13 protein-coding genes are annotated in these 16021 nt (G+C 31.2%); 9 read left to right on the plus strand and 4 right to left on the minus strand.

The window, feature by feature from the left end; genetic code table 4:
- Positions 1-55: 55 nt before the first annotated feature.
- The 4 genes from dnaK (at position 56) to OF376_RS01750 (ending at position 4328) form a co-directional block, all read left to right on the plus strand.
- A complete protein-coding gene (gene dnaK, locus OF376_RS01735) occupies positions 56-1858 on the plus strand; it encodes a molecular chaperone DnaK (protein ID WP_263821800.1) in 1803 nt (600 codons plus the stop codon).
- A 77-nt stretch (positions 1859-1935) separates the two neighbouring features.
- The gene (cysS, locus tag OF376_RS01740) at positions 1936-3243 is read left to right on the plus strand and encodes a cysteine--tRNA ligase (protein WP_263821801.1); all 1308 of its coding nucleotides are present in this window, start codon (positions 1936-1938) and stop codon (positions 3241-3243) included.
- A 3-nt stretch (positions 3244-3246) separates the two neighbouring features.
- On the plus strand, positions 3247-3960 hold the full coding sequence (gene rlmB, locus OF376_RS01745) for a 23S rRNA (guanosine(2251)-2'-O)-methyltransferase RlmB (protein ID WP_263821802.1): 714 nt from the start codon (positions 3247-3249) through the stop codon (positions 3958-3960).
- Between the two features lie 71 nt (positions 3961-4031).
- Positions 4032-4328, plus strand: coding sequence for a hypothetical protein (locus OF376_RS01750; protein WP_263821803.1), 297 nt, complete (start codon positions 4032-4034; stop codon positions 4326-4328).
- 21 nt (positions 4329-4349) lie between these two features.
- Here the strand turns inward: OF376_RS01750 and OF376_RS01755 are convergent, their stop codons facing one another.
- Both OF376_RS01755 and OF376_RS01760 read right to left on the minus strand, forming a co-directional pair.
- Positions 4350-5396 carry an alcohol dehydrogenase catalytic domain-containing protein gene (locus tag OF376_RS01755; protein WP_263821804.1) on the minus strand — a complete coding sequence of 349 codons (1047 nt, stop codon included), beginning with the start codon at positions 5394-5396 and terminating at the stop codon, positions 4350-4352.
- Positions 5397-5501: 105 nt separating this feature from the next.
- Positions 5502-6392, minus strand: a complete 891-nt coding sequence (locus OF376_RS01760; RefSeq protein WP_263821805.1) for a DUF6856 family protein — start codon at positions 6390-6392, stop codon at positions 5502-5504.
- Positions 6393-6477: 85 nt separating this feature from the next.
- Here OF376_RS01760 and mnmA point away from each other — a divergent pair, with 85 nt between their 5' ends.
- Positions 6478-7611 carry a tRNA 2-thiouridine(34) synthase MnmA gene (mnmA, locus tag OF376_RS01765; protein ID WP_263821806.1) on the plus strand — a complete coding sequence of 378 codons (1134 nt, stop codon included), beginning with the start codon at positions 6478-6480 and terminating at the stop codon, positions 7609-7611.
- On the opposite strand, the gene tilS is transcribed toward mnmA, so the two are convergent.
- Together tilS and pth are read right to left on the minus strand one after the other, a co-directional pair.
- Entirely contained in the window at positions 7608-8855 is a 1248-nt protein-coding gene (gene tilS / locus OF376_RS01770; protein ID WP_263821807.1) for a tRNA lysidine(34) synthetase TilS, read from the minus strand. The genes mnmA and tilS overlap by 4 nt on opposite strands.
- Complete coding sequence (gene pth / locus OF376_RS01775; protein WP_263821808.1) at positions 8827-9390, minus strand: aminoacyl-tRNA hydrolase; 564 nt, start codon at positions 9388-9390, stop codon at positions 8827-8829. Before pth ends, tilS begins: the two co-directional genes overlap by 29 nt.
- A gap of 620 nt (positions 9391-10010) precedes the next feature.
- Here pth and OF376_RS01780 point away from each other — a divergent pair.
- From OF376_RS01780 to gyrA, 4 genes are all read left to right on the plus strand, one after another.
- Positions 10011-11156: a DNA polymerase III subunit beta gene (locus OF376_RS01780; RefSeq protein WP_263821809.1), complete on the plus strand. Its 1146-nt coding sequence runs from the start codon at positions 10011-10013 to the stop codon at positions 11154-11156.
- An 86-nt stretch (positions 11157-11242) separates the two neighbouring features.
- Positions 11243-11467 (plus strand): S4 domain-containing protein YaaA, encoded by a 225-nt coding sequence (gene yaaA, locus OF376_RS01785; RefSeq protein WP_263821810.1) that lies wholly within the window; start codon positions 11243-11245, stop codon positions 11465-11467.
- Between the two features lie 17 nt (positions 11468-11484).
- A complete protein-coding gene (gyrB, locus tag OF376_RS01790) occupies positions 11485-13434 on the plus strand; it encodes a DNA topoisomerase (ATP-hydrolyzing) subunit B (protein ID WP_263821811.1) in 1950 nt (649 codons plus the stop codon).
- Between the two features lie 10 nt (positions 13435-13444).
- Positions 13445-15997 (plus strand): DNA topoisomerase (ATP-hydrolyzing) subunit A, encoded by a 2553-nt coding sequence (gyrA, locus tag OF376_RS01795; RefSeq protein WP_263821832.1) that lies wholly within the window; start codon positions 13445-13447, stop codon positions 15995-15997.
- The last annotated feature ends 24 nt before the right edge of the window (positions 15998-16021 follow it).

Consider the following 16021-nt stretch of genomic DNA (forward strand, 5'->3'; position numbering starts at 1 on the left):
TCTGCTAAAATTGTGTTATAATTTAGTATAGTTTAATCAAAGGAGAATACAAATTATGGCTAAAGAAATAATTTTAGGAATTGATTTAGGTACAACCAATTCATGTGTGGCAGTCTACCGTGATAACACCCCATCAGTTATCGAAACACCCGAAGGAAAGCGAACAGTTCCTTCTGTCGTTTCATTTAAAAAAGGTGAAGTTATTATTGGGGACGCTGCAAAGCGTCAACAAATTACTAACCCAAACACAATCTCATCAGTAAAGAGATTTATGGGTACTGATAAAAAAATTAAAATTGTTGATAAAGAATATACACCAGAAGAAATTTCTGCGAAAATTTTATCTTATATTAAAGAATATGCTGAAAAGAAATTAGGAACAACTGTTAAAAAAGCAGTGATTACAGTGCCAGCATACTTCAACGACGCACAACGTCAAGCAACAAAAAATGCCGGTGTAATTGCTGGTCTTGAAGTTGCGCGGATCATTAACGAACCAACCGCAGCAGCTCTTGCTTATGGTATCGAAAAATTAGATAAAGAACAAAAGGTTCTTGTTTTCGACTTAGGTGGGGGGACATTTGACGTTTCTATTCTAGATATGGCTGATGGAACATTCGAAGTTTTATCAACATCTGGTGATAACGAACTAGGTGGGGATGATTTTGATGACGTCGTAATTAACTGATTATTAAAATCAATCATCGAAGACCACAACATTGATTTAACTAATAACACAATGGCAAAACAACGTTTAAAAGATGCGGCTGAAAAAGCTAAAATTGAATTGTCTGGTGTTAATTCAACATTAATTTCATTACCTTTCATTGCAATGGATGAAAACCAAAACCCAGTAAACTTTGAACGTGAATTAAACCGTGCAACTTTTGATAAATTAACAGCTCATTTAATTGAACGCCTAAAAAAACCAGTTTTAGATGCTATTAAAGAATCAAAAATCGGTTTAAACGAAATTGATCAAGTTTTACTTGTTGGTGGTTCAACAAGAATTCCAGCAGTACAAAAATTAGTTGCTGAATTAACAAATAAAGAACCAAACCGTTCATTAAACCCAGATGAAGTTGTTGCTATTGGAGCAAGTATTCAAGGTGGGGTTTTAGCTGGTGATATTGATGATATTTTATTACTAGACGTAACACCACTTACTCTATCAATTGAAACAATGGGTGGGGTAGCAACTCCATTAATTCCAAGAAACACAAAAATCCCTGTTTCTAAATCACAAGTTTTCTCAACTGCTGCTGATAACCAACCATCTGTTGATGTTCGTGTTTTCCAAGGTGAACGTCCAATGGCTGCTGATAATAAATTCTTAGGTCAATTCGAACTTTCAGGTATTGATCCAGCTCCACGTGGAACTCCTCAAATTGAAATTAAATTCAGTATTGACGCAAACGGAATTATTACAGTTACTGCGAAGGATTTAAAAACACAAAAAGAAACAATGACAACAATTAAAGATGCTCAAGGTTTAAGTGAAGAAGAAATCCAAAGAATGGTTAAAGAAGCTGAAGATAACAAAGAAAAAGACGCGAAGATTAAAAAAGAAAAAGAATTAATCAACGAAGCTGACGCTTTAATTAACCAATTAGAAACAATTACTAAAGACGAAAAATTCCCAGCTGATCAAAAAGCTAAATTTGAAGAAGAAATTGCAAGTCTAAAGAAATATAAAGACGCTGAAGATTTTGAAAACCTTGAAAAGAAGGTTAATGAAATGAAAACATTAATTAACCAAGCAATGCAATTTGCTCAACAAGCAGGTCAATCGCAAGGTAAAGCAAAAGACGAAGACGTTACCGAAGCGAAAGTTAACGAACCAGAAGATAAAAAATAGTTAATTAAAATGTTTCCTATTAGAGGGAACATTTTTTTGTCTATAATTATAAAGATAGACTATAAAAAGGTGATCATATGAAGTTATTCGATTCCTATACTAATACACTTGTTGACTTTGACGAAAACGAAATCAGCATTTATAATTGTGGCCCAACAGTATATAACCACATTCATATTGGTAACGCGCGACCATTAGTAAGTATGGATGTTTTGTACCGTTTTCTTTTAGCGAAGAAAAAAAGTGTTAAATACGTGTTAAACATTACTGATATTGATGACAAAATTATTAATTATGCTCTGGCTAATAACCGTAAGGAATTAGAAGTTTCAGAAGAATATTTCCAAGCGTATTTACAAATTAAAAAACAATTAAACACATTACCAATGACCAATCCTAAAGTGTCTGATCATATGGATGATATCATTACTTATATCGAAACTTTATTACAACAAGATAAAGCTTATGTTGTCGGTGATGATATTTATTTTGACACAAGTTGTGTAAGCAATTATGGTAAATTATCAAAAATCAAAGTGGAAGAAAATATCCACGGCAAACGGATTGTTAGCGTTAAGGAAAAACGCAATCCTAATGATTTTATTTTGTGAAAGAAAACTGATAAAGGTTTAGTATGAAACACGCCTTTTGGTATCGGACGACCGGGGTGACACACTGAGTGTGTTTGCTTAATTAATAAATATTTAGGTAAACAGATTAGCATTCATGGTGGCGGAATGGATTTAAAATTCCCTCACCACGAAAATGAAAATGCTCAAAATAATGCTATGTATAGCCAAAACTTAGCCCGCATTTGAATGCATTTTGGCTTAATTAATATTGATAACCAAAAAATGTCTAAGTCATTAAACAACTTCATTCTAATGAAAGATCTTTTAGAACAATATTCATACCAAGCTATACGTTGATTCTTTTATCAAACAAAATATTCACAACCTTTAAATTTCTCACACGAAATTCTCAAACAATGTGAAAATGATGTTTTAAAAATCAAACAAACATTAATTCGTTTAATCAATTTCTTTGTTCTTAGCGAATGTGAATATGCACATTTAGAAAAAAATGTTTATCTTGCTTTCGATGAACATATGGAGAATGATTTAAATTTTGCTAATATGATTAAAGTGGTTTTTGATTTGTTAAAAAATGCCAATTTATCGTTAAAAACTAAAGATTTATTACAAATTAGCGATATTTATCAACAACTTATTTACTGTTTAGATATTTTAGGTATCGAATTTACTAATGTACATACACCAGATAATATTGCACTATTAAGAAAATGACATGCTTGTGTTAAACACCAAAAATATGAAGAAGCCGATGAATTAAGAACACAATTAATCGGTCTGGGGTTATTATAGACAATGTTAAATTTTAATAAAAAAGCCTTGTATGATGCCATTAATGCCAAGGTGAGCATTCGTAAGGTATATATGGGTTCATATGACCAAAAAATTATTGATGTGCTAACAACAAACAATATTGCATATGAAATTGTTAATCGCGGATGATTTAATCGTTTTGGCAAACAATTAAACCACCAATTTCTAGCTTTTGAAACAGAGCAAGTTATTAAAAATATCAGCTTGAACGAATTCTTAGCTAGCCATAAGGATTCAAAGAGTTTAATCTTAATGCTTGATGAGGTTCAAGATCCGCACAATTTTGGTGCTATTTTAAGAAGTGCCGACTGTTTTGGAGCGCAAGCGGTTATTTATAAAAAAAATAATCAAGCAAGTATTAACGAACTAGTTATTAAAACAAGTATGGGTGCTGTTAATTATTTAAACTTAATTTGTGTCGCTAATTTGTCTCAAAGTATTAAATTGTTACAAGAGAATGGTTATTGAGTTTACGCTAGTGCATTAAACGAACAAGCTCAAGCATATAATCAGGTAGATTATGCTAATAAATCCGTAATTATTGTTGGTAATGAAAATAAAGGCATCTCGCCTTTAGTTATCAAAAACGCTGATCAACAAGTTTATATCCCTATGAATGGACACGTGCAATCCTTAAATGTATCTGTTGCCACGGGCGTCTTGTTAGCCTATATTAGTCAATATTTGAACAAATAAAAGGTGCTTAAACAAAGACATTTTTGCTGTTTTTGTGTTTAATAAAGGTATGATGATTACGGAGGTATTGTATGTCTCATCACGTATCTTATAGTTTTGACACAGAATTACAAAAACTTTCTTTTTTAGTTTTAGCTAAAAAAATGTCTTTAAAAGAGTTTGAAAAAATTCTTCATGCCAAAGAAAAACAATTAGCCATTTTAGTCTCTAAAGAAACAGAAACAACAACTTTATTTAATTTTAAAAAGCAAATGCTTGTTTTGCAAAACGAAATAAATGATTTGAAAAACCGAATTAAAAAAATCCAAACAACAATTGAAACGTTAAATCAACAAATTCTTATTTTGCGTAACGAAGAAAACAACTAATGAATAATCATTAGTTGTTTTTTAAAAATTAATAATAATTTTTATTGCTTTTGAGTCTTTAGCGTTTTTAAAAGCTTCATATGCTTGACAAATTTGTTCGAAATCAAATTGATGAGTAATTAATTGATTAACTTGTTTTTGCATTTCGGGCAGTTTATTGTATAGTTGATCTGTCGTATTAGTATTAACTAAACCAGTGCTGACTTTGATATTTTTAATTCATAAATCCTGTAAATGAAATTCAACCGATTTTCCATGGACACCTACTACAGCTAGATGGCCCCCTACTCTAACTAATTTTTCAGCTAATAATCAGGTAGGTTGTATGCCCACAGCTTCAATCACAACATCAGCATCTGCAAACTTAAGCGACGCATGTAGTTCTTCTATTAGTTGGTCGTCAACAAGGAAGGTATGTGTAGCACCCATCTTTTTTGCCGTTGCTAAACGGTTAACATCTAAATCTAAAACGATGATTGTTCTTGGTTTATATTGTTGTGCTGTAATTAATGCACTTAGTCCAATCGGTCCGGCACCAATGATAATTACATCATCACCTTTTTTAACTTCTCCATATAACACGCCAATTTCGTGTCCAGTTGGCAAGGCATCAGATAACATCACTGCTAGGTTCAAGTCTATTTCTTCATTGATTAAATGTAAACTGTGATCAGCAAAAGGAATACGTACAAATTGAGCTTGTGTTCCATCTATCATATAACCTAATTTTCATCCCCCATCATCTTCTTGACAATGTGCATATAATTGTTTAGTACACATACTACATTTTCGACATTTACTAATGCACGAAATAATTACTTTGTCGTTCACTTTAAAGTTTTTTACTTCTGTTCCAATAGCATAAATAACTCCCACTCCTTCGTGCCCTAGTATCCGCGGTATTTGTACTTCCGGATTTTTATTATTAAGAATGCCTAAATCTGTTCCACAGATTGATGTTTTTAACATCTTCACAATTACATCAGTTGGTTTTTTGATTTCAGGCATTGGCATTTCTTGAAGTTCGATTTTGTTATTGCCTAAATAAACAAGTGCTTTATTTTTCATGACTACCTCTTTATTACTCTATAAAAAGAGTGCTTACAAGAGTTATTATAAAACAAAAACCAATTAACTTTTGTTAATTGGTTTCTTAGATTTATTTAAATTATTTTATGCTTCCTTGCGATAAATAGCTCCAACAGCAGCATTGAATTGTCCACCAAAAGCCTCGTTGCTTGAATTCCATGGCATCCCACCATCTGGATAATTGTTTGGTTGTTGTGCGTTTTGTTGGTTTTGTTGTGGTTTTGAAAAATTATAAATGAATGGTATTTTTTCGTTTTCTTTGTAGAATAAAATAATCCCTGGAGCTGTAGGTGCGTTTAGGTCAACAAGTTTTTCAGCACCTATAAAATTTTTTAAGTAGTCCATTGTTTCACGCATCAACTTAGCTTGGTTGTCAGTTCGATAAAAAACTTTTTGATTGTTGATGTCTGTGTATGATGCTTGAGGATCAAAAACATAAGAAGAGCTTGCTGTATTGGCTCAACCTTTTTCACTAATAATTGATGATTGGGCGTATTTGTTATATTCTTTTAAATAAGTTTCTTGTTGTTTAAAAACTTCTTCGTTAATAACATCAATTAGACAAACAATTTGTGGTGGATTTTTATATTCATCACTGTATTTTTCAAGATTATTTAAAACTTTTGCTAATGCTCCATCAAATGCTAAATGAGGATTGTTTTTTAATGATTCAACATGGCCAATCTTGTTAGTATCATTATCATAAATGAAGTTTGTGTGTTGTAAGTTTGCTTGCGTACCAATATATAAAATATAATTACCGTTATTAATTTTTTTTGTGCCCAAAATTAATTCATGCAATGTTGCGTTTGTATTCTTTAATGATGTTAAAGTTAACGGTTTGTTAACTTGAGTAACATCTAACACTTTAGCGTAGTTTTTTGCTTTACTGTTCAAGACAACAAAAGACGTTGTTGTTGTAACCGCTGCAACAGCTGCCAAAACTGCGGTTGTAATTAAAATACCTTTTTTCATAATTCTCCTTTTATATATGTACAAAAGTCCATTATATTATTATATTATATATAGAATAAAGTTCAAAGAATATCAAGGAATAACCATGATTAATAAAAAAACAAAAACAGTTGTCGTCGGATTGAGTGGTGGTGTTGATTCAGCTGTCAGTGCCTTGTTATTAAAACAACAAGGGTATGATGTTATCGGTTTGTTCATGACAAATTGAGATGCTAGTGTTAACCAGGAATTAAATTTTAAATCAAAACAAAAACAAGGTTGTGACAATCAAAAAGATTTGCTGGATGCAAAAAAAGTAGCAGAGCAAATAGGCATTAGATTCGAAACCATTGAATTCATTAACCAATATTGAGACAATGTCTTCCAACATTTTTTAGATGAATATCAAAATAATCGAACTCCTAATCCAGATATTTTGTGTAATCAATTTATCAAATTTGATGCGTTCCTAGAATATGCTATGAAGCATTTTGATTGTGATTATATCGCCATGGGGCACTATGCCCAAATAAAACATGACAAAGATCACTCTGTCCTTCTAAAAGCTGTTGATGAAAATAAAGATCAAACATATTTTTTATGTAATTTGAGACAAAATCAATTACAAAAGGCCTTGTTTCCAATCGGTCATTTAACAAAAAAAGAAGTTCGTCAAATTGCTTACGATAATAAAATAAATGTTTTTGATAAAAAAGATTCAACAGGTATCTGCTTTATTGGTGAGCGCAACTTTGTTGAATTTATGAATAATTATATCCCTAATCAACCTGGTGATATTATCGATATCACAACTAACAAAAAAATCGGAGAACATATCGGTACTATGTACTACACCATCGGTCAAAATAAAGGTTTACACTTAGGAGGGCAAAAGAGTAAGATGTTTGTTTGCCAAAAGGACTTGCAAAACAAAATCATTTACGTTGCCCCTAGTGAATTAGAATGAGACTATTTAATGTCAAATAAAGCGGTTATTAAAAACTGTAACTGAAACCAGAATATCCTACCTCAAATGCCGTTACAAGTTCGCTTCCGACACCGTCAAAAACTAATTGATGTTGTAAATATCGAATTTATTAAAAATGATGAAGTTGTTATCGATTACTCATATGCAAGAGCAATAACTCCAGGACAATATGCCGTCTTTTACCAAGGCGATGTTTGTCTTGGTGGTGGAGTCATTGATTGTGTCTATCAAGATAAGAAACAATTAAATTAATCGTTTGTTACTTTAAAATAACCATATTCGTTAATGTAAATAAATAATTGTTCATTAACTTTGTATTTAACATTTGGTGCTGGTTTTTGATCAACAAATATTTTTAATGGAAAGATATCATAATCAGTTGGATTTTTATTTGTAATATCAACTAATCATTCTTTGATTAGTTGATATTTTTCATTGTCTGTCAAATTAACATAAAATCCTAGAGGAAAGTGTTTATCTTTGAATTCCTGAAATTTATTTTGATAAATTTTTTGAGTTTGTTGTTCATCTTGATCGATAAAAGCTTCATCTGTGCCTTGTGAAATTTTAGGATCAATAATAACTTCAAGATTGCGTTGTTTATTAATTATCAAGAATTGATCATCTTTTAAACGGTATTGTTTATTAGCAATATCTTTCTTGTTCAAAAAAGTCATAATCCCATTGATTTTATTTTCACTTACATTCGAAATCTTATTTTCGTTTAAGAAATAAAAAAGTAAAAAGTATTGTTGTGTGTCGCTTAATTGTTTAAAGAAGTCATAGTCAAAACTTTTTTTAACTCAGTCTTGATAAGTTGTATCAATAACTATACTTTGAGCTTCATGTTCTTTGTTATATTTATTAATTTCTTTTTGAAAATTAAAAATTTTGCCATGATCTCAACTCGCAATTGTTTTTCTTACTTGATTACGTTCATAAATATCTTTAAAGTTTGTTTCATCGATAGCGTATTGAACATCATGTTCTTCACAATAACGTAAAAGTGTTGATTTACGCAATTTTAAAACAGGACGGTAAATTAAAACGTTGTTAATAATTACTCGTTCACGAATTCCATAAAATAGAGCTTTGGATTCACGTTGTTTTTGCATATAAGCTGTTTCAAGAAAATCATCTTGATTGTGAGCAACAATAACTGTATCAATGTTTTTTTCTCGAGCTATTTGAGCAAAAAAAGCGTATCGAATAGCACGGGCTTTTGCCTGGAAATTATTAATATGGCTAAACTTATCTAAAACATTGTTATCAACATGCAAAATATAACATTCGATATTGTATTTATGACAATACTCTTCAACAATTTGCATATCGTTGTCTGAGTCTTCACGCATGTGGTAATTAACATGACAAACAGCTTTTATTTGTTTGCGATACATATCTAACATTGCCATGGAATCTGGTCCACCAGATACAGCTGCAACGTAGCTTTTATGTTTAAATAAATTAATTATTCGTGCTCATAACTTTTTCAAAACTGTCACCTCTTAATCATTGCATAATTGCATTAGTAATTTTGTTCAAGACTGGTTGAATTAATGATAATTCTTCTGGTTTAAACCTTGATAAAACATAATTAGCTAAGTCTTTATGTTCTTCTTTTCCAATGCCTATACGTACCCTTTTTAATTCATTATTAGGAAAGTGTAATAAAATGTTTTTCATTCCATTTTGGCCACCAGAAGAACCTTTTAAACGCATTTTAAATTCTCCTACTTTTGTGTCCACATCATCATAAATAATTAAAACATTACTTTTTGGTATGTCAAAAAAGTTTATGAATTTACTAACGAAATCGCCTGATAAATTCATGTATGTGCTGGGTTTAGCAAAGTAAACTACTTGATTATTGATGGTAGTTTTAGTGTAATCGCCATTAAATTTATGATCAGTCATTGTTAAATTTAAATAATTTAACAAATTATCAATTGACGAAAAACCGATATTATGTCTCGTGTGATTATATTTTGATCCAGGATTCCCTAAACCAACAATTAAAATTTTTTCCATATAAAATCCTGTCGTTGTATGTTTTTTTGCTTCTGTTATATACTTTAAACTTTTTTTTATTATTTAGCAATAAAATTAACAAACGTTTCGTTAATTCAGATAATCATAAATAAAAAATGTTATTCAAGAGCAGAAACTATTAGTTATCGACGGCAATTTTGTCGATAAAAACGAGGATATCGACGGCAAAAAACATGAATTTAAAATAAAAAAGTTGTCGACACACTATCGACACGGTTATCGACAATAAACCTTTTTTATTTCTCATTTTTCTAATAATAAAGTGCGGTTTTTTGATAATTTTTTGTTTTTTAAGAGCAATTTAATAAAATCATGGTTTTTTAGCCATCGTTATCGACACGACTCTTCGACAGTTCTAGACATCAATAGGCATTAAACAGACAAGTTTATAAACATAATAAATCATCAAAAACTACGCATTTTATCGGCCTTTTAACACTTATCAACATATCGACATAGCGTATAGTAATAATAGTAATGAATAAAATATAAACATATAAAAAAGATATTAGAAAAAACATTCAAATAAAAGTTTTCTTTTTGTTGATTTTGCTTTGTTTCATAATAAAATTAATATATTGTAGATAAGCAGGGACATTATGCAATTAACAGTAAACACAAAGAAACTTATTCAAGGTATTAAATTCAACCAAACAATCGCAAACTTAAATATTACAAACCAGTTTCTAACTGGAGTATTAATCAGATTAAAAAACAACAGAATCGAAATTAAAGCAACGAATACACAACTATCTAGTTTCTTTTATATAGATAAAGAAGACTTTGAAACTGATAGTGAAGGCTTTGCGTTACTAATAAATGCAAAAATTCTTTATGGGTTAATCAACAAAGTTACTGAAGAAAAAATTATTTTGAATTTAATCGATGAGAACACATTGATTATTAAAACAAAAAAATTTGAAACACAAATTAATACAATTGACTTACAAGTTTTTCCAATTTTTGATTTAGATCTAAATAATTGCGAAGAAGTTTGTTTGCCAAAAGATGTGTTTAATGAAATAAATAATAAAATTCTTCCTGCAATCCCTAATTTAAACGGTACAGAAAAGATGTTAACGTTCGCAGGAGTGAATATTAACAGTACAACTAAGCCAAACACCTTAACTATCCTTGGAACGGATAAAATACGTGCCGCAATCCTTAACAAACCTTTTGATAAAGGCGAATATAATTTCATTATTAGTTATCAATCAATGCGTATTGCTTTAGATGTTCTCAAAAATAACATCAACAACACAGTTGAAGTTAAATTGTTTTTAAAAGACAAGAATATTATTTTCGCTTTTGATAATGCGTACTTAATTACAAAAGCAATTGAAGGAGAATATCCAAAAATTACTAGTTTGTTTGAAGTTGATGAAACAAAATGTGATTTCAAAATCGGATTATCAAAACAAAAAATTCTTGAAGCCATTGAACGTGGAATGACGATTATGACTCAAGAAAAAAAGCCAAAGATGTCTTTTGATATCAACGGCATATATGCTCAATTAAAATTCCAAACATACGAAATTGGTAATTTTAACGAAGAAATTGAAATCACTAATTATTCGAACAACGAAGTGTCAATTAAAATTAATCCCGTCATCCTGACAAACGTTTTAAAAAGTTTTATGAATGATGAAATTATCTTAATCAAAGAAGTTAATAAAAATATAATTGTTTTTATTGACGAAAACGATCCTGACTTCAGACAAATCATCTCATTAATCAAGGAATAATATATATTTATATATATTAGCTTTTACATGTTATAATAAAGAGTATATTAAATATATATTTTTTGTTATCTAGAAGAATACTTTTCATGAAAAAAATTTTAATTACTACGGAATACATCACACTTGGCCAATTTTTAAAATTAGCAAATGTAATTAGCTCGGGTTCGCAAGCTAAATTTTTTTTGTTATCTAACAATATACTTGTTAACGATACTTTTGAAAATCGCCGTGGGCGTAAACTTTATCATGACGATAAAATTAAGATTCAAGATGAAATTTTTCAAATAGTTCAACAAAATAAAGATAACTAAAGAGTCAGGAGCAAATTATGACTGATGACAAACAAAAAAAATCAGATTATACATCTTCGAGCATTAAGGTTCTAGAAGGTCTTGAGGCTGTCCGAAAACGTCCTGGGATGTATATCGGAAGTACACAATCAGAAGGGTTACATCATTTAATTTGAGAAATTGTTGATAACTCAATCGATGAGGCAATGGGAGGTTATGCAAGTTTTGTTCGCGTAACCATCACAAAAGATAATCAAATTCGTGTTGAAGATGATGGTCGGGGAATTCCGGTAGGTATCCACGAGAAAACGGGTCGTTCTGGTGTAGAAACAGTTTTAACTGTTCTTCATGCTGGGGGGAAATTCGATAACGATGCATATAAAATGTCCGGAGGATTACATGGTGTTGGTGCATCATGTGTTAACGCTTTAAGTGAAACGTTTGAAGTATGAGTAAATAAAAACCACAGCGTACACTATGTTAAATTTATTAACGGTGGTCATGCTGAAGCTCCATTACGTGTAATTGCTGAAAACGATGAAAAAGAACATGGTACAACAATTCAGTTCTACCCAGACTTTTCAATTATGGAAAAAAACGACTGAGATGAAATGAAAATCACGAGTCGTTTACGTCAATTAGCGTATTTAAATAAAGGGATTCGAATTCAATTTGAATCAGAAATTACAAACGCCAAAGAAGAATGATTGTTTGAAGGTGGTTTAGTTGAATATATTCATGATCTAAACGAACAAAAAACACCACTTTTTGAAACAGTAATTTTTGGTGAAGAAGAACGTAATGTAAAGGCACACAATGGTGACCAAACTTATGACGTAATTTGTGATTTGGCCTTCCAATATAGTAACTGCTATACATCTTCAGTTCACTCTTTCTGTAATAACATAAATACTACTGAAGGTGGTACACACGAAGAGGGTTTTAAATTAGCCATTCTAAGAATTATCAACCGTTATGCAATTGATAAAAAATTAATTAAGGAAGATGAAAAATTCACAAAAGACGATGTTGTTGAAGGGTTAACAGCCATCATTTCGATAAAACATCCTAATCCACAATACGAGGGTCAAACCAAAAAGAAATTAGGAAATAGTGAAGTTCGTCCGTTTGTTAATGATGTAACATCAGTTGTTTTCGAGAAATTCCTAAACGAAAATCCTGATGAAGCTAAAATTATTATTAACAAGGCTAAAATTGCAGCTGAATCACGTCGTCGTTCAAACGAAGCGCGTGAGGCTACTAGACGTAAATCACCTTTTGAATCAAGTTCATTGCCAGGTAAATTAGCGGACTGCTCAAATCGTGATTCATCAGTTACTGAATTATACATTGTCGAAGGGGATTCAGCCGGCGGTTCTGCTAAAACGGGTCGTGAACGCGAATACCAAGCAATCTTACCTTTGAAAGGTAAAATCATTAACGTTGAAAAAGCAAAAATAGAAAAGATTTTTGCTAATGAAGAAATTCAAAACATGATTACAGCCATTGGTGCGGGAATTGGTTCAGAGTTCAATTACGAAAAACTACGTTATAACAAAATTATTATTATGACCGATGCCGATGTGGATGGTTCACATATTAGAATTTTATTATTAACATTCTTTTATCGATACATGTTGGAATTGGTACAAAAAGGCAACATTTACATTGCCCAACCACCATTATATAAAGTAAGTTTTGGTAAAAAAGTTCTTTATGCATATACTGAAAAAGAATTACAAGAAATTAGAGAAACTGCTGGAAATGTACGTTTAAACTTACAACGTTATAAAGGGTTAGGTGAAATGAATCCAGAACAATTGTGAGAAACAACAATGGATCCTCAACACCGTATGTTACTAAAAGTCGATGTTGAAGATGCAGCAGAAGCAGATAAAACATTCTCTTTATTAATGGGTGATGATGTTTTACCAAGAAAAGACTTCATTGCTAAAAACGCAAAATACGCGAAGAATATTGATGCTTAGATAGAGGGGGTTAACAATGAAAAAAAGTAAAAAAAGTCGTTTAACAACCGAACAAATTAAAGAACAATTATCAGTCTCAAAAATTATTGACCACGAAATTGTTAAAGAAGTAAAAACTTCATTTTTAGATTATGCGATGTCAGTTATTATTTCGCGAGCATTACCTGACGTGCGTGACGGTCTAAAACCTGTTCACCGTCGTGCTTTATATGCGGCCTATGAAAATGGGATGACACACGATAAGCCATATAAAAAGTCTGCTCGATGAGTCGGGGATGTAATTGGTAAGTACCACCCACACGGGGATAGTGCTGTTTATTCTACAATCGTTAGAATGGCACAAGAGTTTTCACTGCGTTATTTACTAGTAGATGGTCATGGTAACTTCGGATCAATTGATGGTGACTCACCAGCTGCAATGCGTTATACTGAAGCGCGTTTATCAAAGATTGCTAATGAACTATTAAAATACATTGATAAGGATACTGTTTTATTTGCGCCCAACTATGATGGTTCTGAAAGTGAACCAACAGTTTTACCTTCAGGATTTCCTAACTTATTAGTTAACGGAACAACCGGAATTGCTGTTGGGATGGCAACTAATATGCCTCCTCATAACTTAACAGAAGTTTGTGAAGGGATTAAATTATATGCACGTAATCATGATGTTAGTATCGATGAATTAAAAGAAGTTATTAAAGGTCCAGACTTCCCAACTGGTGGACTAATTTATGGTGACCAAGGGATTAATGACTACTTTACTACTGGACGTGGTTCAGTAACAATGCGTAGTACATATGAAATCGAAGAACTAAATCATGGAAAGCAAGCGATTATTGTAACTGAAATTCCATATATGGTAAACAAGCAAACATTAATTGAAAAAATTGTTGAACTTGTAACTAATAAAGAAATCGATGAAATTTCTGACTTACGTGATGAATCTTCACGGGATGGAATTCGAATTGTAATTGAATTAAAACGTGATGTTATTCCAGAAGTTTTAATAAATAAATTATTTAAACAAACACCATTACAAACTAATTTTGCTGTTAATAATTTAGCATTAGTTAACAACGAACCGAAAGTCTTAAATTTATACGATTTAATCAAATATTATTTTGAACACCAAATTGAAGTTTTAGTTCGTCGTACTAACTTTGACTTAAATAAAGCTAAGGACAGAATTCACATCGTTGAAGGTTTAGTTATTGCTGTTAATAATATAGACGAAGTAGTTCGTATTATTAAACAATCAGGTGATGACGAAATTGCAATGAAAACATTGCAATCAACATTCTCATTAACTGAAATCCAAGCTAAAGCGATTTTAGAAATGAAATTACGTTCATTAACTGGTTTAAATATCGATAAACTAAAAAATGAACATGCAGAATTATTAGCTATCATCGCAGACTTAGAAGATATCCTAAGCAACTACGATCGTCAAGTTAATATCATCGTTGAATATCTTGATTACTTAATTGAAAAATTCGGTGATGAAAGAAGAAGTGAGATTGTTTATGGAATTAGTTCATCCATTGATGATGAAGATTTGATTCCTCAAGAAGACATTGTTATTACAATGTCAAAACGTGGTTATTTCAAACGTTTAGCTGTTGATACATATAAAGCTCAACGTCGTGGCGGTGTCGGAGTTATTGGTACTAAGACATATGATGACGATGATGTTGAAAAAATATTAATTGCTAATACACACGTCGACATTTTATTGTTCTCAGATTACGGTAAGATTTATCGTATCAGAGGGCATGAAATTCCTTTAGGATCAAGAACAGCTAAAGGGGTTATGGCCCTAAACTTCTTACAATTAGAAAAAACAGAAAGAATTCTTACGTTTATTGCGATAGACAATTATGACGAAGGTTCATTAGTTTTCACCACACTTAATGGAATTGTTAAACAAACAGATTTAAAAGAATTTGTTAACATCCCATCAAAAGGTAAAATTGCAATTAAATTGCGTGAAAATGACCGATTAGTTTCTGTATTGCAAGCAACTACAGATGATAATTTATTTATCGCAGCAAGCAACGGAAAAGTTGTTCAATTCAGTTTAGATAAGGTACGTCAAATGGGACGGAATGCAGCTGGTGTTAAAGGAATCAACATTGCTGAAAAAGAATTTGTTCTTGGTTCTGGACTATTATCACAAGGTGATTATGTTTTAGCAATAGGTGCTCATGGTATTGGTAAATTAACGAGTGTGGATAACTATTCACTAACTAACCGTGGAGCAAAAGGTGTTTTAACACTGAATGTTAATAAAAAAACTGGCCCACTTGTAGCTATTAAATTAGTAAATAGTGACGAAGAATTGTTAATTATTACGAGCGCTAACAAAGTAATTCGAATCGCAATATCAAGTATTAGCGTACAATCTCGAAACACTTCAGGAGTTAAACTGATTAACTTAGACCAAGATAAGAATGAAGTTATTAGATCTGTTACAGTCTTTAAAAAGAGTGATGAAGAACTAATTGACGAAAATTACGAAACAGCAAATATCGACGAACAACCGTCAGAAAATGAAGTAAAATAAAAACAAACAAAGAAAAAATTAAAC

This window comes from Ureaplasma miroungigenitalium, assembly GCF_025780085.1.
Classification (GTDB): domain Bacteria; phylum Bacillota_I; class Bacilli_A; order Mycoplasmatales; family Mycoplasmoidaceae; genus Ureaplasma; species Ureaplasma miroungigenitalium.